This window comes from Arthrobacter zhaoxinii, assembly GCF_024385505.1.
In the GTDB taxonomy this organism is placed as follows: Bacteria; Actinomycetota; Actinomycetes; order Actinomycetales; family Micrococcaceae; genus Arthrobacter_B; species Arthrobacter_B zhaoxinii.
The window spans coordinates 584,684-608,864 of the sequence record NZ_JANFLT010000005.1; the positions used below are offsets into that span (position 1 = coordinate 584,684).

The window sequence follows — 24,181 nt, forward strand, 5'->3', positions numbered from 1 at the left end:
CCGCATGGTTTCGGATCTCAGCTCGTCTACACCGCCACGTTCACCGAAGCGTGAAGATGCATGTCGTGCCACCCATCCTCATGCCTGAGGCCACTGCGCTTGATTCCTTCGAAGGAAAAGCCCGTCTTTACAGCGATTCGACATGATGCCTCGTTTTCCGTGGAGTGGGAGAGCTGGAGCCGCTTGAGTCCCACGGTATTGAATGCCCATTGACGTAGCGCGATCACAGCTTGGGGGGCGGCTCCGCGGCGGCGAGCCTTGGGAAGAGTCCAGTAGCCGACTTCTCCGTCGCCTTCGAACAGGTTGATCCTGCTGATCGCTGCCCGACCAACAACGGATCCCTCATCATCACAGACGGCCCAGGAGGCACCGGACTCCTTTTCCCATTGCCCGCGCCACCGTCGAATCAAATTCTGGGCCTCATCGAGTCCCTCGATCCGGCGGCGATGCCACAATGCGATTGTTGGATCTTGGTGGGCAAATAAGACAACCGCGGCATCTCCCTCGGTCCAGGGCCGCAGGGCGAAAGTCTCCGCCGTGAGAACCGGTTGAGGGACTCCGCTAATGGCTCCGGGCGGCAGGAATGGGCTAATAAGTGCCATCGACACATAATGTCATGTGACGCCTTTCGCGAAAGCACATCTTCGCGAACCCAGATACATCCAGACCTACTACCTGGAGGGTCGAACGAGAAATTGGCAGACAGCGTCGATAGACCAGATTTTGATTCATCGTGACAGGCAGCGGATCCAGTGCGTCAACGCGCCCATAAACCGATCCCCCAGCGAGACAGATGTTCGGCGGGATAGGAAACCGTCGATCTTAATTCTCGTGCCAGCTAGAGCCTATCGGCCAGCAACCAGTAGACCTGTCTACGCCAGATCTTCGCGCTGGGTGCCAGGTAGTAAGCGCGGGGAGTCCTTCACGAGCAGGCTTAGTCGACCAGTGTTGTGGGTTTCAGGAGCCTGAACGCTTCATCGAGCAGTACCCGGGATGTCACCGCACCGTTGCGGTGTACCAACTCGGCAGAGGAGACGTCGAGGCAGGTCAGAGCGCACAGCGTGATTGCCCGGGCGTGATACTGCCGTTCCGCCTCGGGGCCGTTCAGGGCGGCGGCGACCAGCGGCACAAGAACGGTCATCCAGGCCAAGTGCTTCTCCGTGTTCCGGGCGCGCAGAGAAGGCGTACTGATCATCACTCGCGTTGCACGCAGGGCCCGTTCAGGGTCCGCTTCGATTGTCTCCACGACCGCCTCGAACCCCGCCCGCAGGGCCTGCCATACGGGCATCGATTCCAGGCTTTGGGCCAATCGCTGTCGAACGGGCTCGCCGTAGAGCATTGGGGCGCCCAGAACCACGTCTTCCTTGGAAGCGAAGTACCGGAAGAAGCTCCGGGGCGAAATGCAGGCAGCCGCTGCAATTTGGTCGACGGTGGTCTCGTCGAAACCCTGCTCGTCGAAGATTACGAGAGCAAGCTCCGCGATCTGCTTGCGTACGGCATCGCGCGTGCGCTGCCTCAACCCGACCCCGTCGCTACTTGCACTCATGCGTCGAGCATACATTGCCTCTGTTGACAGTCTCTGCCACGCAAGGCATAGACTGCTCGCACGTTCGGCCGGCATCTTGGGCGCCGCTCGATCCCCCCATGAGGAGACAGAATGCAGACACGCACTTTAGGCACGCAAGGCCTGACCACCTCCGCCATTGGCTACGGCTCGATGGGGATCTCGGATTTTTACGGTCCCGGCGACGAGCAGCAGGGTATCGACGCGATCCGGAAAGCACACGAGCTGGGCGTGACACTCTTTGACACAGCCGAGATGTATGGCTGGGGTGCGAACGAGGAAATCGTAGGGCGGGCCGTGAAGTCCTTCCGTGACGACGTCGTCATCGCCACGAAGTTCGGATTCAAGGCACCCGACCACGCCCTCGACAGTCGCCCGGAACACATCCGCGAGGTCGTCGAGAACAGCTTGCGTCGTCTCGGGGTAGACCACATCGATGTGCTTTACCAGCACAGGGTGGATCCCAACGTCCCCATCGAGGACGTCGCCGGGACCGTGAAGGAGTTTATCGACGCCGGCAAGGTGAAGTACTTCGGTCTCAGCGAAGCCGGCCCGGAGACCATGCGCCGCGCCCATGCCGTTCAACCCGTCTCGGTCCTTCAGACCGAGTACTCGCTCTTTGAGCGTGAAGTGGAGGTGCTGTTCCCCGTCCTGAACGAGCTCGGCATCGGCTTCATCCCCTACTCTCCCCTCGGGCGCGGGTTCCTCACCGGCAGCGCCAAGCCGGCCTCCGAGTACGACGAGACCGACATGCGCAGCTGGGACGCCCGCTGGCAGCCCGGCAACTTCGAAAAGAACGTCGAAGCCACCCGCCAGCTGACTGAACTCGCCACATCCAAGGAGGCCACCGTCGCGCAGCTCGCCCTCGCCTGGCTGCTCGCGCAGGGTCAACACATCGTCCCGATCCCCGGCACCCGCAGCGCCAAGCGCGTCGAGGAGAACGTCGGCGCCGTCGACCTCAGCCTCACCGAAGCCGATCTCGCCCGCATCAGCGAGATCCTTCCGAGCGGCGGATTCGGCGCCCGCTATCCGGAAGGCATGAGCCCGACCTGGCAGTAGTCAGCTAAGGGAACACCGAGGCACGGGACCCGTAAGGGCCCCGCGCCTTCTCTTGCGCCGACTAGGGGGTGCCCGAGAACATCTGTTCAAAACTGACGACATAGCAGCACAAGCACGGCGCCTGATTGGGGGTCCCCCAGCGCGACGCGCGGCCACCGCTTCCCCGCCGCGGACATCGCTATGTCGATGACGCCGGCACATGTGCGTATCGCGTTTGATCTCCAGTTCCATCTGCGTGGTCGGCGCACCGCAGTCGCTTGGCAGGGCAGGCAGTTAACCGCTAGGTTGACACCACCGTCTACGCCTCCCGGGGGAAACCATGAGAAAAGCTGCCGCCGTCCCTGTCCTCGCGCTGCTGCTCGTCAGCGGTTGCAGTGCAGCCACCACGGAGGCTGAAGCTAAGCCGCCGTCGCCTCCGGCCTCAGCGGCGCCCTCGACCGAACCAGTGGTTGAGGATACGGAAGAGCAGTCCTGCCTCAAACTCCTCGGGACAGACGGCCAAGGACCACTGAACCAGATGATCTCCATTGTGAGGATTGGCGGCGGGACAAGCAGCGTGGAGATGAGCGCGGAGGACGCACGCCCGCTCCACAGTGAAGTCCTCGCCATAGCCGGGGATGCATCTGCAGACATGGCCCCGTTGCTGAAAGAGCTGTCGTCACCCACTGAAAACGTCATTATGCAGGCCGAAAAGCCTTCCCGGGCGTGGATGTTCAACGCCGAGTCCTGGACCACGGCCGCCACGAAACTCCAGACCCGGTGCGAGCCCTATGAGGCCGCCAGCTAGGTCTCGCTTTCTTCTACTAGGCCACCGCCACCCAGCGCACCACGCTCCGTACAGGCGTTCGCTCGGCCGAGCGCGTCGTCAGTCCGGACGGACCGGCTCGACTTTGAAACCGGCGCAGACCACCGGCCGGGATGCCGGCTGAGAAAACGCGTTCACCAATAACTGTGCCGGCAGCGGCGGTTTCTTAGTGGACTGAGAATCCTCCATCGACGGCTACAAGCTGCCCGACGACGTAAGTCGATGCCGCGCTGGCCAGGAACACGGCGGCGCCGGCGAAGTCCTCCGGCACACCATTTCGTCCGACGAGTGTCCGCCCAGCCAGAGCTTGGACGGCAGCCGGGTCCTTGCTGAGCCGCTTGTTCAATGGGGTTTCCACAAAGCCTGGCACCAGTACGTTTGCGGTGACGCCGTATGGCGCCCACGCCTCGGATTGCGATCGGGCCAAAGCCTCGATTGCTGCTTTCGATACTCCGTAGGCGCCACTTGAGGCGGGTTCACGCCTGGAACAAGGATCATTCGGTGCATTATCCGGTGATATAGTCCATCCCTGATAAGGCCGCCCACGGCACATTCACGGCCCAAAACAGGGGGAGTTTTAACGTGGAACTGAGTTCTGACGGCGCGCGGAATATTGAGGTCCTGCACGCCAGCCAGTGTGAAAAGTGCAAGAGGGGCGAAGAATGCGACCGCTCCCCCAACAAGAAACAAATGAGTAGTTGGAGCGCTTTGCTTGTTGGCGTCTGCATCTTGCTGTTCGGCCTGGGCTTTGGGATCCCTGGAATCGTAATGGCATATTCAGACCATAAGCTCGTCTCAGACGGCGTCCCCTCGGTAGGAACAGTCGCCGACGTTCGGTTCGGCGATGGACGCAAAGCCAAACGCTACAAGGTCATGGAAGTTTCCTACGCTGTCGAAAGCGGCGTGGCCTATTCCGTTGATTACCGCGAGCGGTATTACCAGAAGCGCGAAGGCTCGGAATCGGCAGTGGCCCACAAGCTGCGCGGTACGGAAATGACCGTTTTCTACGACCCTGAGGAGCCCCGTAAGGCCGTTGTGGAGGGCGACGAAGACGGGTACTTCGGCCCTCTGCTCATTCTCCTATTCATGGGTGGAGTAGGAGGCTTCATGACGTGTGCAATGGCCGACGAAATGATCCGCAAGAAAAGGAAAAAGAATACGGCCGAAACGGTTTAGGCACGCGAACCGGGGCGCCTCGCACGGCAGGCGCCCCGGCCGCTCCTATTCCTGCTCTGCGGACCGCCCGTGGGCCAAGCCCGTCGGGATGCCCAGGAACGCAGGAGCGGGTGCCGAGCAGCAGGATTCGGCGGGCGCAGCGGGTGCAGCAGCTTCAGGCTCCGGTGTCCCGCAGCACGACTCCGCAGCAGGTGCCGCAGCCGGTTCCGCCGTCCCGCAGCAGGACACGTCACTCTGATCAGCTGCGTCGCCGGTGTCACAGCCGGCCACGGTGTCACAGCTTCCACCCAGATCCGTGGAACAGACCCCGGTTTCGGGCAGGACGAGTTCGACGTCGTCGGCCGCCTTCTGGTCGCCGGCCAGGGCCGCGGCGATGGAGCGGACCTGCTCATAGCCGGTGGCCATCAGGAACGTCGGGGCCCGGCCGTAGGATTTCATTCCGGTGATGTAGAAGTCCTTCTCCGGATGGGCCAGCAGCCGGGCGCCGTGCGGCGTCACGGTGCCGCAGCTGTGGAATTCCGGATCGATGAGCGGCCCGAGTGCCCGCGGAGCTTCCACTGCCGGGTCCAGATCAAGCCGGAGTTCGCGCAGCATCTCCAGGTTCGGCCGGAAGCCGGTGGCCGGCACCAGCAGGTCCACATCCAGCTGCGCCTCCCCGCGCGGCGTGCTTCCGACGACGGTCAGCGAGTCCCCGCTCCGCAACCCTGTGATGGTCAACGAGGTATGCAGTTCGATGCGGCCTTCCTCGACCAAGGCCCGCAGCCGGCTGCCCAGCGCGCCGCGGGCGGGCAGCCCGTCGAGGTCGCCGCCCCCGTACACACTCGCCGCCGAGGTCCGGCGGATGGCCCAGCTGATCCGGGTGCCCGGTTCCTGCTCGGCCAGCTCCCCCAGTGCCAGCAGCGTGTTTGCCGCCGAATGGCCGGCGCCGACCACCAGGATGTGCTTGCCGGCGAAACGGCCACGGTCGCGGCCGGTCACATCCGGCAGCGGAGCGGTGATGAAGCCGGCCGTGTAGGCCTCGGGCTCCCCCGGTGCTGCGAGTCCTGCCGAGCCCAGCGGGTTCGGCGAGTTCCAGGTGCCGGAGGCGTCGATGACGGCGCGGACCCGGTGATCCACGGTTGTGCCGTCGGCGTTCCGGACGCGCACCAGGAACGGAGTGGCATCCCGTCCGCCGGTGCGGGTCTTGTCCAGGCCTTCCCGACTGACCGCAACAACCTCGTTGTTGATGTGCAGCGCGTTCCGGATGGCGGGGACGGCGGCCAGCGGCTGCAGGTACTGCTCGAGGAGTTCGACGCCGGTGGGCAGTGTTTCGGCTTCCGGTTCCTGCCAGCCGGTGCCGGCGAGCAGGCGGCGGGCGGCGGCGTCGACGTCGTACTGCCACGGTGAGAACAGCCGGATGTGTCCCCAGGCGCGCACGGCCGCGGCAGGTGCGTCGCCGGCTTCGAAGATGACCGGCGTCAGCCCGCGTTCGATCAGGTGGGCGGCGGCAGCCAGGCCGACAGGGCCGGACCCGATGACGGCGATGGGAAGCTGGGACAGATCAGTGTTCATTGGCGCTTTTCCTCAAGGAGTACGAAGGGTCTACTTAGCCGGCAGCAGGTCGGCAATGAGTGCGGTGATCCGCGCCTTGATGTCGTCGCGGATGGGGCGGACGGCGTCCACGCCCTGGCCGGCCGGGTCGTCGAGCTTCCAGTCCTCGTAGCGCTTGCCGGGGAAGATGGGGCAGGCGTCACCGCAGCCCATGGTGATCACGACGTCGGACTCATTCACTGCCTCGGTGGTCAGCACCTTGGGCAGCTCGGCGGACATGTCGATGCCCTCCTCGGCCATCGCTTCGACGGCGGCGGGGTTGACCGACTCAGCGGGCGCGGATCCAGCGGAACGGACTTCGATCCGCCCCTCCCCCAGGTGTCGCAGGTACGCAGCGGCCATCTGGGACCGTCCGGCGTTGTGCACGCAGACGAACAGGACGGAGGGCTTGGCTGCGGTTTCGGTGGTGCTCATCGGTTCATCTTTTCTGTCGAGGCGTCTGTGGAGGTGGCAAGGGCGGAAGCGGCGGCGGGCCAGTATTTCTTCTGCGCCCAGAGGGCGACATAGACCAGCGCGACCAGGACCGGGACTTCGATCAGGGGCCCGACGACGCCGGCCAGCGCCTGTCCGGAGGTCACACCGTAGGTGCCGATCGCCACGGCGATGGCCAGTTCGAAGTTGTTTCCGGCGGCGGTGAACGCCAGCGTGGTGGTACGGGCATAGCCCAGGTCGAGGAGCTTACCCAGCAGCATGCCGGCGCCGAACACCACCAGGAAGTAGACCAGCAGCGGCAGGGCAATGCGGGCGACGTCGAGCGGGTTCGAGGTGATCTCATCCCCCTGCAGGGCGAACAACAGCACGATGGTGAACAGCAGGCCGTACAGTGCCCACGGGCCAAGCTTCGGCAGGAACGTGCCCTCGTACCACTCGCGGCCCTTCGCCTTTTCGCCGAGGGTGCGGGTGAGGAAGCCGGCCAGCAGCGGGATGCCCAGGAAGATCAGGACGCTGGCCGTGATGGACCAGAAGGAGAAGCCGGCGCTGGTGGTTTCCAGTCCGAGCCAGCCGGGCAGGACCTGCAGGTAGAACCAGCCCAGGGCACCGAAGGCGAGGACCTGGAAGACGGAGTTGATCGCGACCAGCACGGCGGCGGCTTCGCGGTCACCGCAGGCGAGGTCATTCCAGATCATCACCATCGCGATGCAGCGGGCCAGCCCGACGATGATCAGCCCGGTACGGTATTCGGGCAGGTCCGGCAGGAAAATCCAGGCCAGCGCGAACATAAACGCCGGGGCGGCCACCCAGTTCAGCACCAGCGAGGTGATCATCAGTTTCCGGTCGGCAATCACCCGCGAGGTTTGGTCGTAGCGGACCTTGGCCAGCACCGGGTACATCATCACCAGCAGCCCGACGGCGATGGGCAGCGAAACATTCGACACCTTCACCGAGTCCAGCGCGGGACCAATGCCCGGAACCAGGCGGCCCAGCAGCAGTCCGGCGGCCATCGCGGCGAGGATCCAGAGCGGCAGGAAGCGGTCCAGCATGGAGAGCCGGGCGGTGACCTGGCCGGTCTGGGGTGGTGCGGTGGACGTGCTCACAAAACTCCTTGGCAGGGACATCGACAGGGCTACCTACATTGAAGAACATCGATATCCTTCGATGTTGAGTATCCCGGGATATATCGATGCCTGTCAATCTGTGCATAATGGGCAGGTGACCACTGCACTGACAGTTCCCGCTCCGGCCGTCGAGGCCTGCTGTACCCCCCTGACTTCCGAAGCGTTGAGCGTCGAGGACGCCCAGCGGTTCGCCCAGCTGCTCAAGGCCGTGGCCGAGCCGACCCGGCTGCGCCTGGTCTCGCTGATCGCCGCTCAGGAGAACAAGGAAGCCTGCGTGTGCGACCTCACCGAGCCGATCGGGCTGGGTCAGCCAACGGTGTCCCATCATCTGAAGATCCTGGTCGACGCCGGCATCCTGCACCGCGAGAAGCGCGGCGTCTGGGCCTACTACTCCATCGTGCCGGGTGCACTGGAACGCGCTGCTGCTGTTTTGTCGCCCCGGTGAGCAGCACATCTGTTGAGTTGGAAGAATAGACGAACATGCGTATCGGAGAACTGGCGAAGAAGACGGGTGTGCCTGCCCGGATGCTGCGGTACTACGAGGAACAGGGCCTGATCAGCCCCCGGCGCCTCCAGAACGGATACCGCGTTTATGACGATTACCTCGTGGACAGAGTAAGGAAGATCCGCGGCCTGGTCGACTCGGGAATCCCGACCCGCATTGTTGCGGATATCCTGCCGTGCCTGGACAAGCCACAGAGCATTGTCGTGGACAATCCGGACCCCGAGCTGCGGGATCTCCTGTTACAGGAGCGGGACCGGATGAATGTGAAGATCGACTTTTTGGCTCAAAACCGGGACGCGCTCACCCGCTACATTGATGCCCTGGACCGCGCCGCGTCAGGAACCCGGGAGTCTGCCGCGAGCTAGGTCGTACATCGTCTAAATGCTGCCGATTTGACCTTGACACTAGTGGCAAGGTTGCACCATTAGTGCATGACTGAACCACGTGTTGATTCACCAACACCAGCCCGTCCTCCGAACCGGGCGAAGCCAACCCCGAACGCCCTGCGCCATGCCCTGTCGGGCTTCGCCACGGGGATCACCTTCGTCGCAGCAGAGGTGGAAGGCCGGACCGTGGGGATGCTCGCGAATTCATTCACCTCGGTCTCGCTGGATCCACCTCTGGTCTCGATCAGCTTCGCCCGCACCTCCACCACCTGGCCTTCCCTCCAGCAGGCAGATCATTGGGGCATCAGTGTCCTTGGCCAGGAGAGCCGGCACCTGATCCCGCTGCTCTCGCGTCCGGCGGCGCAGCGGTTTAACGACGTCGAGCATGAAATCGGCGGGAACGGCAGCGTACTCCTTCCGGGTGCGATCGCTTCGTTTGTCGTCGCCAGGGACACCGAAATCGATGCAGGAGACCACATCCTGACGCTCCTGCATGTTCTCGATACCCACCGGGATCCTCAGCAGACACCCCTTGTGTTCTACGCGAGCACGCTCCACCGATTAGCCGCCTGATCCGCAAACCGGCCCGACCACTTCTCCGATTACTTTCCCCTTCATTCCTAAAGGACGCTCATGAGCAAGCGCAAAATGATTCTCGGCATGCAACTCAACAACGGTTATGGTTCCCAGCCCTCCGCCTGGCGGATGCCCGGAGTTGATCCGTCCAACTACACGGACTACGACGCGATGGTCCGGTATGCGCAGGCCGCCGAACGAGGGAAAGTCGCTTTCCTGTTCCTCCCGGATACCCCTGCCCTGACCGGCGACGTGAACCACGACGCTCCGCAGATGTCCCTCGACCCGATGATGGCCCTGGCGGCCATCGCGCGGGGAACCGAACGCATCGGCCTCGTTGCCACCGGATCCACCACCTTCAACGAGCCCTACAACATTGCCCGGCAGTTCAAAGCGCTCGACGTCATGAGCCACGGCCGCGCCGGCTGGAATGCCGTAACCACGAGCGACCCGTCGGCTGCAGCCAATTTCGGGCAGGAAATAGCTCCTCGGCCGGAGCGCTATCAGCGTGCCCACGAGACGATCCAGATCGCCCAGTCACTATGGGGAAGCTGGCAGAAAGACGCCTGGACCAGAAACAAGGAGACCGGACGTTTCGCTGATTCCTCGAAAATCCGCCCCCTCGACCTCCGCGGCAGGTTCGTGTCCTCGCGTGGCCCCCTGCCGATTCCGCCGTCCGAGCAGGGACAGCCTGTCATCTTCTCTGCAGGAGGCGGCGAGTACGGCCTGGGACTGGCCGGGCGGTACGCCAGCGGAGTCATCGGTGCGGCCTTCTCCATCGAGGACGCACGCGCCCAACGGGAGGCAGCCCGCGATGCGGCCCGCCGGGCCGGCCGCAACCCGGACGAAATCAAATACTTCGCCGGCCTCATGCCTGCCATCGGCACCACCAAACGGGCCGCACTGGACCGGCGCCTTATGCTCGGCGAACGGATCTTCCCGCAACGGGTTCCCTACCTTGGCTCAATGCTGGGACTGAGCCTGGAACCGGGCCAGCTGGATCAGCCTCTCACCCCGCACCAGCTGGCAACGGCCCAGGCAAGCCCGTTCGACCCGCGGGCGCTCCGGGCCCTCGAGGTGGCCCGCGAAGGCTGGACCATTCGCGAGATCCTCGCCCACGGCGTCATCGACTACCACCCCACCCCGGTCGGCGAGGCGACCGTCACCGCGGACCACATGCAGGAATGGTTCGAGGCAGGAGCAGTGGACGGCTTCTGGGTATCCGTCGATATCTACGAGGACGGCATCGACACCTTTGTCGACGAGGTCGTGCCGATCCTTCAGGAACGCGGCCTCATGCCGGCCGACTACGAAGGCACTACCCTCCGCGACCACCTCGGGGTGCCGGAACAGTACGGGCTCGACAGCAGAGTCCAGTAACTTCGAGCGCCTGCACAGCCTCGTCATTTTTCGTAGGCTGTGCAGCTGAATCCTCCCGAAACAACCCGGCTCCGCTTCCGGGAAATGGAAGACAGCGACCTCGACAACATGGCCGCCATGCTCGGAGATCCCGCGGTGATGAAGTTCTATCCCGCCCCGAAAACGCGGTCCCAGGCCCAGCAATGGATCGACTGGAACGAGAAGACGAACTACGCCCCTGCCGCGACTACGCCCGCCGCCTCGGGGCGATCCGTCTGGTGGCGATCATCCATCCCGAAAACACGGCCTCGCGGCGGGTTGCGGAGAAAATCGGCATGTCCTTCGAGCTGACAGCAACAGACGGCGGGCAGGAACGGTCGGTCTTCGGCTTCGATATAGCTTCCGCTTAGACTTCGTCCATGTCAGTCTCCCCGCAGTTATCCCAAGTAACCTTCATCCGCTCCACCCAGCTGTCCGACGCCGCGGAGTACGCCTATGCGGCCACGGCACCCGCCGACGCGCGGCTGATTTTCCTCGCGGGATCCTGCCCGCTGGAAGAAGACGGCTCGACGGCGGCTATTGGCGATTACGCCGGGCAGGCTGCAAAGTGCATGGAGAACCTGAAGCTGGCGCTGGGCGCGGCGGGGGCGAGACTCGATCACGTACTCAGCACCCGGGTGCTTGTCGCATCCAGCTCACAGGCGGATCTGGTCACCGCCTGGGAAGTAGTCCGGGGTGCCTTCGGCAGCCACGACGCACCCAGCACCCTTCTGGGAGTCACGGTGCTGGGTTACGACCATCAACTCGTCGAGATAGAAGCGGTAGCTGCCGTCCGCGACTAGCCCTTCCACTGCCTTACTGCGCCGGGCCCGGAGAATAGCCCGACGACATTATCCGGTCAGTACTGCACAACGCCGGTGAGCACCAGGATCGGGAACACAACCGCCGGGGAACTCGTCATGAGGTTCACGAGCAGATGCGCGATGGTGACCGGCAACAGGCGCCCCTGGGCCCGGACGATGAGTGCCGACCCGAGTCCCCACACGGTGAAGGCAACCACGTACACGACCATCGCGTCAGTAGTCGGAGCGAAGAACGCATGCTGCGCTCCGAAGGCCAGGGAACAGACGAGCATCGCGGGCCACGGCGACCATGCCGCCGTCAGCCGGGACTGCGCGTAGCCGCGGTAAACGGCTTCCTCAGCCGGGGCATTCAGCGGAGCGAACGTGAATACCGCGAGGATGCCGAGGACCAGTGACCAGGCCGGTGAGGCGATCGTAGCGGCGTCGGGGTCGTAGAACACGGTGGCGAACGCAGCGAACATTCCGGATCCGTGCAGCACCCACATCGTGGCCATAACGGCGAGGACAAACGGTATATAGAGGACGGCGATCCACAGCAGGCCCCACCCGGCGTCCCGAAGCACCGACCGCCCCGGCGCAAAGAGTGACCGCAGGCTCGATCCCTCGCTTCGCAGCAGGTGCGAAACGAGCAGCAGCGAGGCTATGTTCACCGGGATCAGACTGAGGGAGGCCAGCATTGGATCGGGCGGGAAAGCCGCCGTATCGTCCAAGACGCGCATGATGAGCCAGGCCGCTACCGTTGCTGCCGCCACCATTCCAAGGCGGGTCAGCAGGATCCACGCTCCTCGCTGCCCAGCGGGTTGGACCTCGACGGTGGACGTCCCGGACTGCCTGACCGTGGCTGATTTCATGGGCACAGGCTAACAAGCCGTGGGCTTCGGGGACGCTAGAGGAGCAGATCAAACTCCAGCCGGCCGTGCCGGATCCCGTTGATCTGGACTTCCAGGGCATGCGTGCCCGCGTAATGCCGCCGCGTGGTCATCTGCCGGAACCCGTGCCGGCCGTTCAGCGGCCGGGACTCCCCCGGTTCCAGGGACACGGTCGTCAGCTTGAAAACCTTCTCCGCCGTCGCTCCGTTCGCCTTGACGTAGTGCACCGCATAATCAACCGACAGGCGGGCCGGAGTGTCCCCGGTGTTCGTCAGGACAAAGTCGAAGGCCAGCTCACCGGGCAGCTGCAGGATGGATGTTTCCGTACGCAGGCCGTTGACGCTCACCTGTGCCGGCGTGAAGCCCATCAGCTCAAGTGCGCCGGGATTTCCCTTTTTCACCAGGGTGCGCAGGCTGCGCCGGACCACCCAGGCAGCGCCGGGCGTGCCGGTCTGCTGCCAGCGCGCGGCCGCTTCAAGCACCAGCTCGGGCGCGTGCCGTGCGAGGTCGTTGGTGTGGTTGGCGACGGACCGGCGCACATACTCGGACTCGTCATTGTGCATCGCGTCCAGCAGCGGCAGCGTGGCTCCCGACGTAGCGAGCAGCAACGGTACGCGGACGGCCCACGGCAGGTAGGGGCGCGTTCCCTCGCTGGCCAGCCGGCGGACGTGTTCGTTGGGATGGTCGGTCCAGGTCCCGATGATGGCCAGTGCCCGTTCGTGATCGGCCCGCAGCAACCGGCGGATGGCGAACTCGCTGGTCAGCCGCGGAGTCAGTTCCGCGAGCAGAGCCAGAGCATCGTCGAAGGCCGGAGTGCCGCCGTCGGCCAGTGCCAAGGTGACGGCCGCCTCGGTGACCGGCCACAGCGCCCAGCCGGTGAACGTCGGATCCTCCAGCGCGGAGCGGAACGCAGCTGCAGCCGCCGGATAGGTGCCCAGCGCGCTGACGAGGGCGTGCGCGACGGCGTCGGTCCGGCCGCGCAGCGAGAGTGGTCCCAGTTCGGCCCGGGTGGCCAGCACTCCATCCCAGGAAATCCCGGGTGCCGCAGCCGCCAGCACATCATGCAGGACCTTGACCTCCTTCGGTCCCAGCAGATCATCCATCGCGCCCATGGTGCTCCCCCGTTCCGGCTTGCTTTGATGCCCGCATCGGGCCAAGCCAGCCTATCGGAACAGAGTGAGAGGTTTTTCAGGCTCAGGCGTCGTCGATGCTGGCCACCAGGCCGCGGCCGCCCTGCTCACTCATGAGTCGTCCTTCGAGTGGATCCAGCTGCCTGGGGTTTCCGCGGTAACGCGCCGGTAGGACTCGGCAATGATCCCTCCGAGGATGTCGAGGTCCACCTTAGCCAGATCCTTGATGTACAGGCAGCCCGCACCCGTCTTGTGGTCGCCGAGGAGGGACAGTTGCTCGGTGTACGTGTCCACCCCGTCAGGAAGATAAACCGTGGTGGCGTCCTTGCGCGGAGAAAATGCCGCCGCACCGGCGTCCCCCTCCCGGCCGCTGGCATATTTGTAGTGGTAGCTGCCGAAACCGACAATCGACGGCCCCCACATGGCCGGCTGCTCGCCGGTGATCCGCGCCATCAGCGCGACCAGGGTCTGGGCGTCGCGGCGGCGAACGGGCGACGCAACGCCGTCGATAAAACTGCTGACGCTGGTGCTGGTTGGTTCCATGGTGCGCCTCCTCGTTGCCGGGGCCGGCGTCCAGGGTTTTACCGGGTACGCGGATCCGGCATCATCACTTCCACCTGCGGCTTCTCATCCCGCTTGGCCTTCCACCAGACAAAGAAGCCGGCAAGGGTGAAGCCGCCGTAGAAGAGGTACATAAAGGCGGTGGCGTAGTAGCCGGTGCTGAAGAGCAGCGGCACGCCAACAATGTCCACGGCCACCCAGATGAGCCAGAACTCGACCCAGCCTTTGGCCATGCCGTAGGTGGCCAGCAGCGAGCCGACAAAGGTCCAGGCATCGGCCCACACCGGTTCGTAGGAACCCAGCCGGGCGAAAACGGGGGTCAGGGCAACGGTTCCCAGCAGCATGATGGTGACCAGCCCGATCCGCTGACGGCCGGTGGCCCACTGCGGGGTGACGGCGTCCTCGCCGTTGGTCTTGCTCTGCTGCCAACGACGCCAGCCGTAGATGGACACGGCGATAAACATGATCTGCCGTCCGGCCTGGCCCAGCAGGGTGGCGGTATCGGCCCCGCCGAACATGGAGCCGAGGAAGACAGTCAGCAGCAGCAGGTTACCTAGGATGCCGACCGGCCAGGCCCAGACTTTGCGGCGCATACCGCCGAAGGCGCTGAGCAGCCCGAAGATGTTGCCCACAAGTTCGCGCACCAGCAGTGAGCTTGAGCCCACCGGAATCTGTGCCTCAAAGAGCCATCGCAGAAAATCCATGTCGTCCTATCCCTAAGCGGGTGCTCCGGGGTACGACAGTGCGATGCGTCGCCGGATGCGTCCGGTTCGAGGGGTCTCCCTTGGAAAAGGGGACCTCGAAGGGTCAGCAAAGCCGGCGGAACAACATACTGCACGTGCTTCTCCCATCCAGACTTTAACTGTCGGTATCGGAATTTCACCGATTCAACCGAACCGCTTCCCCGAGGTTCTCGGATCAGCAGTGCGGGTCGCGGACTATAACCGCCGGTTCGGAATTACACCGACCCCGGAGCACGTTTGTTGCTCTATTCTTACACAGCCGCTTCGGCAGATGCGCGTAGTTTGCGGATAGCGTCATTTGGATCACCCGCGCCGTACACCGCCGAGCCGGCCACGAACACGTTTGCACCCGCCTCCGCTGCCCGTTCGATGGTCTCCTGCGAGATTCCGCCGTCCACCTGGATGGCCAGCGGCAGCCCGGAGCCGCGGACGGCCTCGGCAGCGCGGCGGATCTTGGGCAGCGTGACGTCCAGGAACTTCTGCCCGCCGAAGCCCGGCTCCACCGTCATGATCAGCAGCATGTCCAGCTCGGACAGCATGTCCAGGTACGGCTCCACCGGGGTGGCCGGGCGCAGCGCCATGCCCGCCTTGGCGCCGCGCTCCCGCAGGTCGCGGGCGAGCTTGATCGGCGCCGTCGATGCTTCCACATGGAACGTGACAGACGCGAGGCCGGCCTCGGCGTACAGCGGCGCCCAGCGGTCGACGTCGGCAATCATCAGGTGCGCGTCCAGCGGCAGCGCGGACACCTGCTGGATCCGTTCCACTACGGGCAGCCCGATGGTCAGGTTCGGCACAAAGTGATTGTCCATCACATCCACGTGCACGGCGTCCGCGGCGCTGATCCGCTGCAGCTCGGCTTCGAGGTTCACGAAGTCGGCCGAGAGGATGCTCGGGTTGATGCAGCACTTGCTCACGAAGGGTCTCCTAGATCTTTCGGCGGATCAGCGCCAGGAACATGGCGTCAGTGGCGTGGATGTGCGGCCACAGCTGGGCGGTGGATTCATGGCCCGCCTCCAGTGCGCCGGGCAGGCTGACGGCGTCGAGGGCAGCACCGGCGTCGAGCAGCTCCAGGTCGTTACGTTTGCGCATCACATCGGCGACGACGGCGGTGGTCTCGGCCGGGTGCGGTGAGCACGTCACGTAGGCCACCACTCCCCCGGGCTTAACCGCATCCACGGCGGTGGTGAGCAGTTCGCGCTGCAGGATGCCGAGCTCGCCGACGTCGGTGGGCTTGCGGCGCCAGCGGGACTCCGGACGGCGGCGCAGGGCCCCCAGGCCGGTGCACGGAGCGTCCACGAGAATCCGGTCGAAGGTTTCCGGGTAGTCCTCGGCGATGGTGCGGCCGTCTCCGGTGCGCACGTTCCAGGTCTCCCCCGGCACCGCGTCCAGCGCCTGGCGGACCAGCTGCGCCCGGTGCGGAGCGGGCTCATTGGCCAGCAGCACGGCTCCGGATTCGTGCGCGAGGGCGGCCAGCAGAGCGGCCTTGCCGCCGGGGCCGGCGCACATGTCCAGCCACTTTTCCACGCCGTCTTCATCCACGGAAGCACCGCCGAGGTCCAGTTCGGCCAGGGCGCGTGCCACCAGCTGCGAGCCGGCGTCCTGCACCCGGGTGGTGCCGGCGCGGACCGAGTCCAGCCGGCCGACGTCGCCGGCGGAGAACAGTGCGGAGTCCTTCACGAGCTCGCCGTCCACGGCTCCGGCGGCACGGGCCTCATCGAGGTTTCCGAGTCCGGGCAGGGCGACCAGGTTCACGACCGGGGCGTCGTTGTCGGCGCGCAGCAGGTCGGTGATTTCGTCGACGCTGCGTCCGTGCGCCACCAGGGACTGGCGCAGGGCACGGACAATCCATTCCGGGTGCGCGTGCTCGATGGCGGAGCGCTTCACGGCGTCGGTTTCACCCTCGGTGAGGATCTGCACCCACTCGTCCAGGCTGCGGGCGGAGACCTTGCGCAGCACCGCGTTGATCAGTGCCGACGGTCCGGCGCCGATGACGGCGCGGGCCAGGCCCACGGTCTGGTCAAGGGCGGCATGGGCCGGCACGCGCATGGCCAGCAGCTGGTGCGTGCCGATGCGGAGGGCGTCCAGGACGGCGGGGTCCAGCCGTTCCAGCGGGCGGTCCACGCACTTGGCGAGGATGGCGTCATAGGTTCCCTGGCCGCGCAGTGCCCCGTAGGCCAGCTCAGTGGCGAAGCCGGCGTCGCGCTTGTCCAGCCGGTGCTTGCGGATGCTCTTGGGCAGCACAAGGTTGGCGTAGGCGTCCTCGCCGGAGACGGCGCGGAGCACCTCGAAGGCAACCAGCCGGGCCGGATCAGCGGCACGGGTGCGCTGGCCGGGGGCGGAAGCGGTCCGGGTCTTGACGGCGGCGCGGCGGCGTTCGTGGCCCTTGTCGTTACGGTGTTTGTTGGGCTGGTCGGGCTGGGGGGTCATTCGAAGACCACGTCCTCACGGTTGGCGAGGCCACGGGCCCAGTCGGCCCCCGGCATCATTTTTTTGCCTGCGGGCTGGACACGCAGCAGTTCGAGTCCGTGTGAGCCGGTGCCCACGACGGCGGCGGCGTCCCCGCCGCCGGTGAAGCGGACCTGGCCGGGGCGCAGGTCGGTGACGTCGGAGCGCAGCTGTGCAGCTCCGATCTTGAACCGGGCGCCGTCCCAGGTCGTCCAGGCGCCGGGTTCGGGCGTGACGCCGTTGATGCGGCGGCGGATGGCCAGGGCGGGCTGCTGCCAGTCCACGCGGGCATCGTCAATGCTGAGCTTGGGTGCCAGGGTGATGTCGCCCTGCTGCGGCACGGGCACGGCCGCGCCCGCATCGATCGCGCTGAGGGTCTGTGCCAGCAGCACGGCGCCGGAATGCGAGAGGCGTTCCAGCAGGTCGCCGCTGGTGTCCTCGGGCCGCACCGTTTCGGTGAGCGTGCCGTACACCGGGCCGGTGTCCAGTCCGGCTTCGAGCAGGAAGGTCGAGGCCCCGGTGATGTCGTCCCCCGCGATGACGGCGTGCTGCACGGGAGCGGCACCGCGCCAGGCAGGCAGCAGGGAGAAGTGCAGGTTGATCCAGCCGTGCTTCGGCACCGTCAATGCACGGGCGGGCACCAGGGCACCGTACGCAACGATCGCGGCGACGTCGGGCTCCAGCGCGCCAATGGCGGCGATCGCTTCGTCGTCCACCTTCGCCGCGCGGATCACCGGCAGGCCCAGCTCCTGGGCGCGGGCGGCCACCGGCGACGGCGTCAGGACCTTCTTGCGGCCCAGCGGCGCGTCCGGACGGGTAAGGACGCCGACGACGTCGAACCCGGCGTCAATCAGTGCGTTCAGGGACGGCACGGCCACCGCGGGGGTGCCGGCGAACAGGACTCGCAGTGTCACGCTTACCTAAGCTCCGGCCTGGGTGCCGAAGGTGCCTTTGGCAGCGGCGGCCTGGCCGAAGGTGCCGAAGCTGGAACCCACGCTTTGGGCGCGCAGGGCCACGGTGCGGTCCGCGACGGCGTCGTATTCGCGCTGCCGGATGGCCCGCAGGGCTTCCTTACGGTGTTCGCCTTCGAGCCGGTCGATGTAGAGCGACCCGTTCAGGTGGTCCGTCTCGTGCTGGAAGCAGCGGGCGAGCATGCCCTCACCCTCGATGCTGATCGGGTTGCCGTGCAGGTCGACGCCGGTGACCCGGGCCCAGCGGAAGCGCGGGGCCGGGTAGCCGAGTCCGGGGATGGACAGGCAGCCCTCCAAGTGGTCCGGCTGGAGGTCTTCGCTGAGTTCCAGGACCGGATTCACGACGTGGCCCGACTGGCCGTCGACACTGTAGGTGAAGACCCGAAGACTGACGCCGACCTGCGGCGCAGCCAGTCCCGCCCCTTCCACGTCCTCCATGGTCTCCTCCATGTCCGCTACCAGCTTCGCCAGTTCGGGGCCGAAGTCGGTCACGTCTTCGGCGCGGGTCCGCAGGACCGGGTCGCCGAGCGTGCGGATAGTCAGGATGGCCATTGGAGTTTCGTTCCTTACTGTTGCTGCATGGGATCGGAATCCAGTCTAGTTGGCTCCGCTGCTGACCGGGACGATCAGGGCTGCGGAGCGCCTGCCGGCACTGAAGTCTGCGGATCTGCGGTCTCTGGAAGTGCAGCCTGCGGGGCAGGGGTTTCATGTGCGCCCACCGGGGGCGGCGGCACGGGAAGCAGGGCACGGCCGGCGGCAACGGCGTCGATGCTGGTCTGCCAGACCCGCCGCAGCGCACAGAACTTGAACCAGTGCTGGGGCAGCACGTCCGGGTTGGCCCGCATGGGACGCACCTCGGTCTGTCCAACGGCGACTCCGAGCAGCAGCGGGTCCTGGCCGTATGCCCACGGCTCCCAGGTGCCGGCAGCGGCGTCGACCAGGGATTCCTGTGCTTTCATGCCTGCAACCAGCTGCATAACTACTTTGTCATCCAGCTGTTTGACCTGGCCGTCGCGGTCAGTGTTCTTGGTTTTGTAGTCGATCAGGCAAAGCCGGCCGCCGATGCGCGCCACGAGGTCCAGGGTGCCTGCGTAGCCGAGTTCGGCATTCCACACGGTGATTTCCGGGGCGATGGGCTGGACGTCGTAGAGCTTCCACCATTCATCGAACCGGTCCGCGAACTGGTGCTCTCCGCGGGCGGCCAGGTCCTCGCGGGCGCGTTCAACTTCATGCGGCCGGTCCAGGGCACGGAGCGCCACCTGTTCGCAGTAGAAGTGGACGCGTGTACCCCGCTGGGCAGCGGCGTCGCGGTAGCGTTCGGAGGCCGAGGACGCTTCCTTCACTACGGAACGCAGCTGCGACGGGCTGCCGAGCGCGGCGGTGAGCTTGGGATCCTTCACGACGGCGGAGGCCGCCATATAGCTGTGCCAGCCGTCCAGCGAGGTGGAGCCCTGCGAAATCACCGTGGTGATGGACGGGACCGTGGGCGGCTCGGAAAGCGACCGCGAATACATGCGGCCGTATTCGGTGGCGTGGGCCAGTGCTGGTTCAGTCATACCTCCAGTCTGCCACCCGGCGGGGACAGTCGGCTTTCAGCGACCCGTCGGCGACTACCGGCTTCCGCCTGCACGGACCCGGTCCGTAACGGCGTCGACGCGGCTTCGAATCTCGTCCTTGTCCCCGACTAATCCGAAAGGAGGGCCGTCGTCGGTAGTGCCCCACGGCACGAGTACGTCAAAGTCCAGATCACGGACCAGAGCGAGGCTGTCGAGGTAATCACCTCGAAGGTGCTCGTCAAGAATCACGGCTTTCCACTCGCCGTGCTCAATCCAGATAAAGTCCCCGGTGAACAGGAACCGCCTGTCCCCGTTGTCCCATAAGTAGCTTGTTGTGCCCGCAGTGTGTCCCGGCGTCGGAATTACCTCCAGGTCTTCTCCGATCATCTGACGCCGGTCAAACACGGCGGACACTGGAAGTGAACCGGCCACCTCGGCACGGTCTCGTTCATGGACGTATACGGGGATGTTCAACTCCGGCATTCCGTACATCGCTTCGTGGGCATGGTTGATCAGCAGCCGGGCAGCTCCGCCCCGGTCCATGATGGCCTCCGCGGAGCTGTTTACGCCCGGCGAGTTGTAAACAATCAAGTTGCCGCCGGGGCGCTCGAGGACGAAGGATCGAAGCAGCACATTGTGCTGATAGGGCAGGCGCACGGCGGGCGTGGCAAGCAGCCCGTCCAGGGGCGCGTGCAACGGGCTGGTTTCCGAAAGGGTCACTATTGGCTCCGTAGCTGGGTCCGTAGTCTGGATGCAGGACCCATAACTACGCCTCACGAAGAGCCGGCGCCAGATAGACGCAAAAAAGCCGCCACCTTCCCGAAGGAAAGTGACGGCCTGTGAAGGGTGGGCGATACTGGGTTCGAACCAGTGACCTCTTCGGTGTGAACGAAGCGCGCTACCACTGCGCCAATCGCCCTTCTCTGCTAAATCGCGTCGATGCGCCCGGAAGCACTCCAACGTGTAAAGATGCTAGCCCACATCCGGCGCGAGTCCAAACCAGCGCTGATCCCGGGGCCGATTGGACGAACCCGCAAACGTCCTATAGAGTTTTTCTTCGTTGGAAAGCGGGGGTTCGCCGCGGAAAGCGCAAGCATTCCGGGGCACTTAGCACCTCGACTCATCAACATGCGGACGTAGCTCAGCTGGCTAGAGCACCACCTTGCCAAGGTGGATGTCGCGGGTTCGAATCCCGTCGTCCGCTCGCAAGTCACTGTACAAGCCGCTCCCGGTTGTTTACGGGTTCGGTTCTCCAAAGCTTTATGCGGCGGTTACGGTGGGGTGGCCGAGAGGCGAGGCAGCGGCCTGCAAAGCCGTATACGCGGGTTCGAATCCCGTCCCCACCTCCACAGTGGATTGTAAAGAACCCATTTATGGGCGCGATTGGCGCAGCGGTAGCGCGCTTCCCTGACACGGAAGAGGTCACTGGTTCGATCCCAGTATCGCGCACGAATAGTACTGTTTCAGTACTTTTCTTGCGGACGTAGCTCAGCTGGCTAGAGCACCACCTTGCCAAGGTGGATGTCGCGGGTTCGAATCCCGTCGTCCGCTCTCCCTTCTGCTTATGGTTTTCCAGGAGTAATCCTGAACGGGCCGAGCAGTTTAGGGCGCGATTGGCGCAGCGGTAGCGCGCTTCCCTGACACGGAAGAGGTCACTGGTTCGATCCCAGTATCGCGCACGGACAGTTTCGACTGTTTTTATTTGCGGACGTAGCTCAGCTGGCTAGAGCACCACCTTGCCAAGGTGGATGTCGCGGGTTCGAATCCCGTCGTCCGCTCTCCCCCGGCTTTGACCGCCGGAAAAGAAGGAACAGGTTTTTGCCTGTTCCTTCTTTTGTTTAAGCGTCTCCTCCACAAGGCCGACCCCCGGGCGCCAAATGTAAGTTTGCTTATTAGTTCTCCTACGCATAAAGTCTTTCGAGTAGAGAAAATGTCGACATGGTTTCAGTAGCGGGATCAAAGTTGCATGGCCGTCAGGCCGCTCACACCACTACTTAGGAGACCCACATGGCGAATACGCAGACTCACAACGATCACAACACCACCGTTCGCAACGCCAACGACATCAAGGTGTCCACTCGGACCCTCGAATTCGCCGTTTACGTCCTGGCGGTTATCGCCACGGTCATCACGGCTGCAGTTGTCGGCGACAACGCCAGCGAAAACGGCCTTGACGCGTTCAACGCCGCACAGGCAATGGAATACATCACCTTCCTCACGGTCGGTCTGATGGTTGCCCGCGGCCTGGCCAAGTCCGGCCACCGCGGACACAGCAACAACAACAACGCGTAACCAGCGTTGACCGGCCCTGTGCCGGTAAAACAATTCCGGCGCGGCACCCACGGGTGCTGCGCCGGAATTGTTTTAACTGCCTAGAGTGTCGTCCATGGACATCCGCCCGCTGGACCTCACTGATGATGCCGGCATGGCTGCTGCGTACCGCGTTGAGTGCGCAGCCAACCAAAATGTCCGGACCGGATGGACTCCCCTCGGCCGGGAAGCACGCATTCTCGGGTGGCGCACACCCAACGGCTGGCAGAATCGCCTCGTCGGTGCCTGGAACGGGGCCACGCTGCTTGGCTTTGCTGCCGGGATGAATTCAGTGGACACTCCGGACACCACATGGATATTCGTCTGGGTCGATCCTGCCCACCAGAATACGGGAGTTGGATCCGCACTGGCCCGTGCAGCGGAAGATGCGAGTCCGGCGTCGACCATGAGGTTCGTGGCAAGCGCCTGCCGCTCCACCACAGCCGAAATCGATGCGCTCGCCCGGAAGTTCGCCTCCCCGCTGGGCAATACCGCGGCGACCACCGAAACCGTCGTCGAACTTGACCTCCGCGACGCACAGTTGACCGGCTCGACGACGGCGCCGGGCTATGAGATCTCGACGTACGTCAACGGCGTCCCGGAACGGTTCCGGGAACTAGTGGGACAAATCAAAGGCCTGGTGGATGCCGAGGCCCCCAACGGTGAGCTCGGCTGGGGCGAGACCCCGGTCTCCCCCGCTGAATACGCTGAAGAAATCGATCTGTGGGTGGCCCAGGGACACAGGGTCATTGAATCCATTGCCGTGGACCGGAACGGAAACGTGGCGGCGTGGACCTGTTTGCTCGCCGCCGCCGATCCCGACCGCCCGGCGCAGATTGAGGGAACGCTCGTGGTTACCGGGCACCGCGGCCACGGTCTCGGGGCAGCTGTGAAGCTGGCGTCGCTGCACCGTGCTGTTGAAAGTGGAAATGTCTCAAGAGTCCGGACCAGCAGCGATGATCAGAATGTCTGGATGCGGTCCATCAACACCCGGCTTGGTTTTACGCCCGTCGAGACGGAGATCATCCTGCAGAAGAAAAACGTCAGGGCGTGATCCGCTTCTGCTCCATATGGGCCGCATACAGGGTCTCCAGAGTGGAATGCAGCGGCCAGAACTGTGCGTTGGGAAGTGCAGCACCGGCGACGGCGGCCTCCAGATACGTCAGGTGGGTGATCCAACCGGGGCCGTAGGAATCCACAAGAGTCCCGAGATCGTGATGCGCGAATTCCAGCAGTGTTCCGGCATCGGCGGTGCGCAGCCGGATGGCGATCCGGGAAACCGGTTCCTCCGGGAACTCCCAGGTCATGGCCAGCTTCTCCGGGCGGGCCATTTCCGTGACCACGCTGCGGGATAGGTAGCCTTCGCCGTGGTCGACGGCGACCGTTCCGCCGGTCCGCACGTCGCATTCGATCGGCCGGCCCAGCCATTGGGACAGCAACCCGGCATCGGTCAATCCGTTCCAGACGGCCTCAACCGGCGCGGTGAAGGACCAGACAATCCTCAGGGAACCATTGTCGACGGAGACGGAAGTCAGCGGCATGGCCACGATTGTGGCACACCTCGGCGCCGGCCGCGGATCAGGCCCTGAGCACCTCGGCCAGGTCCTCGGCGGCAGAAAGATCCTCCAGCACCACTTGGTAGCGGTGGCTGCCGCCGTCGGAGAACGTCACGGCACCGGCGCCGCCCAGATTAAGCCTCGTCAGGGAACCGTGTGCGTGCCGTGTCACCGGCCAGTTCACCAATCCGGTATTCAGGCCGTGATCTTTGGCCACCGTGATGTCCTGTATGTTTTGGCGCTGAATGGAGCGCTTCCACAGAGGTCCTCTCAGGGTGGCGGCCTGCTGGTCCACCGCGACCGTGATCCGTGCAAGGAAGCACCACCAACCGGCGGCGAGCAGGAGTCCTGCGGCGGCTAAATACAACGGCCAGACGGAATCGGCAGCTGCCCCGACGGCCAACGCGCCGCCAACAGCCGCCAGGAAGGCACCGCCTCCCCACCGAAGCCATCCGGGCGGGCGCTCTACGAACCTGACGCCCCCGGCCAATCTCTGCGAAGCCATGGTGCCCCCTTCTGCGTCTGCTCGGCTGGCTGCCGGCTGTCGATGTGCAAAACGGTACCGTCCACTTGCCTCGCTGGCGACCTAGGCAGCGGTGTC

The 24,181-nt window shown here is 64.8% G+C and carries 29 protein-coding genes, 7 tRNA genes and 1 riboswitch; of the genes, 17 read left to right on the forward strand and 19 right to left on the reverse strand.

From position 1 onward, the window contains the following. Positions 1-26 precede the first annotated feature (26 nt). Complete coding sequence (locus NNX37_RS10115) at positions 27-602, reverse strand: GNAT family N-acetyltransferase (protein WP_255792433.1); 576 nt, start codon at positions 600-602, stop codon at positions 27-29. 332 nt (positions 603-934) lie between these two features. Beyond that, positions 935-1,546, reverse strand: coding sequence for a TetR family transcriptional regulator (locus NNX37_RS10120; protein WP_255792436.1), 612 nt, complete (start codon positions 1,544-1,546; stop codon positions 935-937). 111 nt (positions 1,547-1,657) lie between these two features. Between NNX37_RS10120 and NNX37_RS10125 the strand changes: the two genes are divergently transcribed. After that, entirely contained in the window at positions 1,658-2,623 is a 966-nt protein-coding gene (locus NNX37_RS10125) for an aldo/keto reductase (RefSeq protein WP_255792439.1), read from the forward strand. 319 nt (positions 2,624-2,942) lie between these two features. Further along, entirely contained in the window at positions 2,943-3,410 is a 468-nt protein-coding gene (locus NNX37_RS10130; protein ID WP_255792442.1) for a hypothetical protein, read from the forward strand. A 184-nt stretch (positions 3,411-3,594) separates the two neighbouring features. Here NNX37_RS10130 and NNX37_RS10135 read toward each other — a convergent pair whose 3' ends face one another. After that, a complete protein-coding gene (locus NNX37_RS10135) occupies positions 3,595-3,981 on the reverse strand; it encodes an SDR family NAD(P)-dependent oxidoreductase (RefSeq protein WP_255792445.1) in 387 nt (128 codons plus the stop codon). 29 nt (positions 3,982-4,010) lie between these two features. On the opposite strand from NNX37_RS10135, the gene NNX37_RS10140 reads away from it, so the two are divergent. Further along, positions 4,011-4,604: a DUF3592 domain-containing protein gene (locus tag NNX37_RS10140; RefSeq protein WP_255792447.1), complete on the forward strand. Its 594-nt coding sequence runs from the start codon at positions 4,011-4,013 to the stop codon at positions 4,602-4,604. A gap of 45 nt (positions 4,605-4,649) precedes the next feature. Here the strand turns inward: NNX37_RS10140 and NNX37_RS10145 are convergent, their stop codons facing one another. Genes NNX37_RS10145 through arsB form a run of 3 tightly spaced genes read right to left on the reverse strand, consistent with a single transcriptional unit; the run spans position 4,650 to position 7,750 of the window. Then, positions 4,650-6,155: an FAD-dependent oxidoreductase gene (locus NNX37_RS10145; RefSeq protein ID WP_255792450.1), complete on the reverse strand. Its 1,506-nt coding sequence runs from the start codon at positions 6,153-6,155 to the stop codon at positions 4,650-4,652. A 30-nt stretch (positions 6,156-6,185) separates the two neighbouring features. Then, on the reverse strand, positions 6,186-6,608 hold the full coding sequence (locus tag NNX37_RS10150) for an arsenate reductase ArsC (protein WP_255792451.1): 423 nt from the start codon (positions 6,606-6,608) through the stop codon (positions 6,186-6,188). Next, positions 6,605-7,750 carry an ACR3 family arsenite efflux transporter gene (gene arsB, locus NNX37_RS10155; RefSeq protein WP_407079943.1) on the reverse strand — a complete coding sequence of 382 codons (1,146 nt, stop codon included), beginning with the start codon at positions 7,748-7,750 and terminating at the stop codon, positions 6,605-6,607. The genes NNX37_RS10150 and arsB overlap by 4 nt, the downstream gene beginning before the upstream one ends. A 94-nt stretch (positions 7,751-7,844) precedes the next feature. Here arsB and NNX37_RS10160 point away from each other — a divergent pair, with 94 nt between their 5' ends. From NNX37_RS10160 to NNX37_RS10185, 6 genes are all read left to right on the forward strand, one after another. After that, complete coding sequence (locus tag NNX37_RS10160) at positions 7,845-8,195, forward strand: ArsR/SmtB family transcription factor (protein WP_255792453.1); 351 nt, start codon at positions 7,845-7,847, stop codon at positions 8,193-8,195. Positions 8,196-8,230: 35 nt separating this feature from the next. Continuing rightward, positions 8,231-8,620: a MerR family transcriptional regulator gene (locus NNX37_RS10165; RefSeq protein ID WP_230024331.1), complete on the forward strand. Its 390-nt coding sequence runs from the start codon at positions 8,231-8,233 to the stop codon at positions 8,618-8,620. 66 nt (positions 8,621-8,686) lie between these two features. Continuing rightward, positions 8,687-9,214: a flavin reductase family protein gene (locus NNX37_RS10170; RefSeq protein ID WP_255792455.1), complete on the forward strand. Its 528-nt coding sequence runs from the start codon at positions 8,687-8,689 to the stop codon at positions 9,212-9,214. A gap of 60 nt (positions 9,215-9,274) precedes the next feature. Further along, positions 9,275-10,597: an NtaA/DmoA family FMN-dependent monooxygenase gene (locus NNX37_RS10175; protein ID WP_255792457.1), complete on the forward strand. Its 1,323-nt coding sequence runs from the start codon at positions 9,275-9,277 to the stop codon at positions 10,595-10,597. Between the two features lie 182 nt (positions 10,598-10,779). Then, positions 10,780-10,986, forward strand: a complete 207-nt coding sequence (locus NNX37_RS10180; RefSeq protein WP_255792853.1) for a GNAT family N-acetyltransferase — start codon at positions 10,780-10,782, stop codon at positions 10,984-10,986. A gap of 9 nt (positions 10,987-10,995) precedes the next feature. Then, entirely contained in the window at positions 10,996-11,418 is a 423-nt protein-coding gene (locus NNX37_RS10185; RefSeq protein WP_255792459.1) for a RidA family protein, read from the forward strand. A 56-nt stretch (positions 11,419-11,474) separates the two neighbouring features. On the opposite strand, the gene NNX37_RS10190 is transcribed toward NNX37_RS10185, so the two are convergent. From NNX37_RS10190 to NNX37_RS10240, 11 genes are all read right to left on the reverse strand, one after another. After that, positions 11,475-12,290, reverse strand: a complete 816-nt coding sequence (locus NNX37_RS10190; RefSeq protein WP_255792460.1) for a CPBP family intramembrane glutamic endopeptidase — start codon at positions 12,288-12,290, stop codon at positions 11,475-11,477. 35 nt (positions 12,291-12,325) lie between these two features. After that, a complete protein-coding gene (locus NNX37_RS10195) occupies positions 12,326-13,420 on the reverse strand; it encodes a DNA alkylation repair protein (RefSeq protein WP_255792461.1) in 1,095 nt (364 codons plus the stop codon). 129 nt (positions 13,421-13,549) lie between these two features. Further along, positions 13,550-13,981: a DUF1801 domain-containing protein gene (locus NNX37_RS10200; protein ID WP_255792462.1), complete on the reverse strand. Its 432-nt coding sequence runs from the start codon at positions 13,979-13,981 to the stop codon at positions 13,550-13,552. Between the two features lie 38 nt (positions 13,982-14,019). Further along, positions 14,020-14,703 (reverse strand): nicotinamide riboside transporter PnuC, encoded by a 684-nt coding sequence (gene pnuC, locus NNX37_RS10205; protein WP_255792463.1) that lies wholly within the window; start codon positions 14,701-14,703, stop codon positions 14,020-14,022. A 131-nt stretch (positions 14,704-14,834) separates the two neighbouring features. Beyond that, positions 14,835-14,980, reverse strand: a riboswitch (FMN riboswitch). A 13-nt stretch (positions 14,981-14,993) separates the two neighbouring features. Beyond that, positions 14,994-15,656, reverse strand: a complete 663-nt coding sequence (gene rpe / locus NNX37_RS10210) for a ribulose-phosphate 3-epimerase (RefSeq protein ID WP_255792465.1) — start codon at positions 15,654-15,656, stop codon at positions 14,994-14,996. Positions 15,657-15,666: 10 nt separating this feature from the next. After that, positions 15,667-17,169 (reverse strand): RsmB/NOP family class I SAM-dependent RNA methyltransferase, encoded by a 1,503-nt coding sequence (locus NNX37_RS10215; RefSeq protein WP_255792467.1) that lies wholly within the window; start codon positions 17,167-17,169, stop codon positions 15,667-15,669. Beyond that, positions 17,166-18,095 (reverse strand): methionyl-tRNA formyltransferase, encoded by a 930-nt coding sequence (fmt, locus tag NNX37_RS10220; protein ID WP_255792837.1) that lies wholly within the window; start codon positions 18,093-18,095, stop codon positions 17,166-17,168. Before fmt ends, NNX37_RS10215 begins: the two co-directional genes overlap by 4 nt. A 12-nt stretch (positions 18,096-18,107) precedes the next feature. Then, positions 18,108-18,710, reverse strand: a complete 603-nt coding sequence (gene def / locus NNX37_RS10225) for a peptide deformylase (RefSeq protein WP_255792469.1) — start codon at positions 18,708-18,710, stop codon at positions 18,108-18,110. A 74-nt stretch (positions 18,711-18,784) separates the two neighbouring features. Beyond that, positions 18,785-19,714 carry a PD-(D/E)XK nuclease family protein gene (locus NNX37_RS10230; RefSeq protein ID WP_255792471.1) on the reverse strand — a complete coding sequence of 310 codons (930 nt, stop codon included), beginning with the start codon at positions 19,712-19,714 and terminating at the stop codon, positions 18,785-18,787. Positions 19,715-19,768: 54 nt separating this feature from the next. Next, positions 19,769-20,434, reverse strand: coding sequence for an MBL fold metallo-hydrolase (locus NNX37_RS10235; protein ID WP_255792474.1), 666 nt, complete (start codon positions 20,432-20,434; stop codon positions 19,769-19,771). Positions 20,435-20,561: 127 nt separating this feature from the next. After that, positions 20,562-20,633, reverse strand: a tRNA-Val gene (locus NNX37_RS10240). Positions 20,634-20,844: 211 nt separating this feature from the next. Between NNX37_RS10240 and NNX37_RS10245 the strand changes: the two genes are divergently transcribed. The 8 genes from NNX37_RS10245 (at position 20,845) to NNX37_RS10280 (ending at position 23,078) form a co-directional block, all read left to right on the forward strand. Further along, a tRNA-Gly gene (locus NNX37_RS10245) sits at positions 20,845-20,918 on the forward strand. A gap of 71 nt (positions 20,919-20,989) precedes the next feature. Then, positions 20,990-21,063 (forward strand) — tRNA-Cys (locus NNX37_RS10250). A gap of 28 nt (positions 21,064-21,091) precedes the next feature. Next, a tRNA-Val gene (locus NNX37_RS10255) sits at positions 21,092-21,163 on the forward strand. A 28-nt stretch (positions 21,164-21,191) separates the two neighbouring features. After that, positions 21,192-21,265 (forward strand) — tRNA-Gly (locus tag NNX37_RS10260). A gap of 56 nt (positions 21,266-21,321) precedes the next feature. Next, positions 21,322-21,393 (forward strand) — tRNA-Val (locus tag NNX37_RS10265). Positions 21,394-21,418: 25 nt separating this feature from the next. Next, positions 21,419-21,492 (forward strand) — tRNA-Gly (locus NNX37_RS10270). Between the two features lie 229 nt (positions 21,493-21,721). Then, complete coding sequence (locus NNX37_RS10275; protein ID WP_255792477.1) at positions 21,722-22,006, forward strand: hypothetical protein; 285 nt, start codon at positions 21,722-21,724, stop codon at positions 22,004-22,006. 94 nt (positions 22,007-22,100) lie between these two features. Further along, positions 22,101-23,078, forward strand: a complete 978-nt coding sequence (locus NNX37_RS10280) for a GNAT family N-acetyltransferase (RefSeq protein WP_255792479.1) — start codon at positions 22,101-22,103, stop codon at positions 23,076-23,078. Here NNX37_RS10280 and NNX37_RS10285 read toward each other — a convergent pair. Further along, positions 23,068-23,565: an SRPBCC domain-containing protein gene (locus NNX37_RS10285; RefSeq protein ID WP_255792482.1), complete on the reverse strand. Its 498-nt coding sequence runs from the start codon at positions 23,563-23,565 to the stop codon at positions 23,068-23,070. The two genes, NNX37_RS10280 and NNX37_RS10285, sit on opposite strands and share 11 nt — an antisense overlap. 37 nt (positions 23,566-23,602) lie before the next feature. Further along, positions 23,603-24,085: a hypothetical protein gene (locus NNX37_RS10290; RefSeq protein ID WP_255792485.1), complete on the reverse strand. Its 483-nt coding sequence runs from the start codon at positions 24,083-24,085 to the stop codon at positions 23,603-23,605. Positions 24,086-24,181 lie beyond the last annotated feature (96 nt).

Excerpts from the sequence above, each read along its gene's own strand:
- NNX37_RS10115 (WP_255792433.1), bottom strand. The coding sequence starts at position 602 with ATGGCACTTATTAGCCCATTCCTGCCGCCCGGAGCCATTAGCGGAGTC.
- NNX37_RS10120 (WP_255792436.1), bottom strand. The coding sequence starts at position 1,546 with ATGAGTGCAAGTAGCGACGGGGTCGGGTTGAGGCAGCGCACGCGCGAT.
- NNX37_RS10125 (WP_255792439.1), top strand. The coding sequence starts at position 1,658 with ATGCAGACACGCACTTTAGGCACGCAAGGCCTGACCACCTCCGCCATT.
- NNX37_RS10130 (WP_255792442.1), top strand. The coding sequence starts at position 2,943 with ATGAGAAAAGCTGCCGCCGTCCCTGTCCTCGCGCTGCTGCTCGTCAGC.
- NNX37_RS10135 (WP_255792445.1), bottom strand. The coding sequence starts at position 3,981 with ATGTGCCGTGGGCGGCCTTATCAGGGATGGACTATATCACCGGATAAT.
- NNX37_RS10145 (WP_255792450.1), bottom strand. The coding sequence starts at position 6,155 with ATGAACACTGATCTGTCCCAGCTTCCCATCGCCGTCATCGGGTCCGGC.
- NNX37_RS10150 (WP_255792451.1), bottom strand. The coding sequence starts at position 6,608 with ATGAGCACCACCGAAACCGCAGCCAAGCCCTCCGTCCTGTTCGTCTGC.
- arsB (WP_407079943.1), bottom strand. The coding sequence starts at position 7,750 with ATGTCCCTGCCAAGGAGTTTTGTGAGCACGTCCACCGCACCACCCCAG.
- NNX37_RS10165 (WP_230024331.1), top strand. The coding sequence starts at position 8,231 with ATGCGTATCGGAGAACTGGCGAAGAAGACGGGTGTGCCTGCCCGGATG.
- NNX37_RS10170 (WP_255792455.1), top strand. The coding sequence starts at position 8,687 with ATGACTGAACCACGTGTTGATTCACCAACACCAGCCCGTCCTCCGAAC.
- NNX37_RS10175 (WP_255792457.1), top strand. The coding sequence starts at position 9,275 with ATGAGCAAGCGCAAAATGATTCTCGGCATGCAACTCAACAACGGTTAT.
- NNX37_RS10180 (WP_255792853.1), top strand. The coding sequence starts at position 10,780 with ATGGATCGACTGGAACGAGAAGACGAACTACGCCCCTGCCGCGACTAC.
- NNX37_RS10185 (WP_255792459.1), top strand. The coding sequence starts at position 10,996 with ATGTCAGTCTCCCCGCAGTTATCCCAAGTAACCTTCATCCGCTCCACC.
- NNX37_RS10190 (WP_255792460.1), bottom strand. The coding sequence starts at position 12,290 with ATGAAATCAGCCACGGTCAGGCAGTCCGGGACGTCCACCGTCGAGGTC.
- NNX37_RS10195 (WP_255792461.1), bottom strand. The coding sequence starts at position 13,420 with ATGGGCGCGATGGATGATCTGCTGGGACCGAAGGAGGTCAAGGTCCTG.
- NNX37_RS10200 (WP_255792462.1), bottom strand. The coding sequence starts at position 13,981 with ATGGAACCAACCAGCACCAGCGTCAGCAGTTTTATCGACGGCGTTGCG.
- pnuC (WP_255792463.1), bottom strand. The coding sequence starts at position 14,703 with ATGGATTTTCTGCGATGGCTCTTTGAGGCACAGATTCCGGTGGGCTCA.
- NNX37_RS10215 (WP_255792467.1), bottom strand. The coding sequence starts at position 17,169 with ATGACCCCCCAGCCCGACCAGCCCAACAAACACCGTAACGACAAGGGC.
- def (WP_255792469.1), bottom strand. The coding sequence starts at position 18,710 with ATGGCCATCCTGACTATCCGCACGCTCGGCGACCCGGTCCTGCGGACC.
- NNX37_RS10230 (WP_255792471.1), bottom strand. The coding sequence starts at position 19,714 with ATGACTGAACCAGCACTGGCCCACGCCACCGAATACGGCCGCATGTAT.
- NNX37_RS10275 (WP_255792477.1), top strand. The coding sequence starts at position 21,722 with ATGGCGAATACGCAGACTCACAACGATCACAACACCACCGTTCGCAAC.
- NNX37_RS10280 (WP_255792479.1), top strand. The coding sequence starts at position 22,101 with ATGGACATCCGCCCGCTGGACCTCACTGATGATGCCGGCATGGCTGCT.
- NNX37_RS10285 (WP_255792482.1), bottom strand. The coding sequence starts at position 23,565 with ATGCCGCTGACTTCCGTCTCCGTCGACAATGGTTCCCTGAGGATTGTC.
- NNX37_RS10290 (WP_255792485.1), bottom strand. The coding sequence starts at position 24,085 with ATGGCTTCGCAGAGATTGGCCGGGGGCGTCAGGTTCGTAGAGCGCCCG.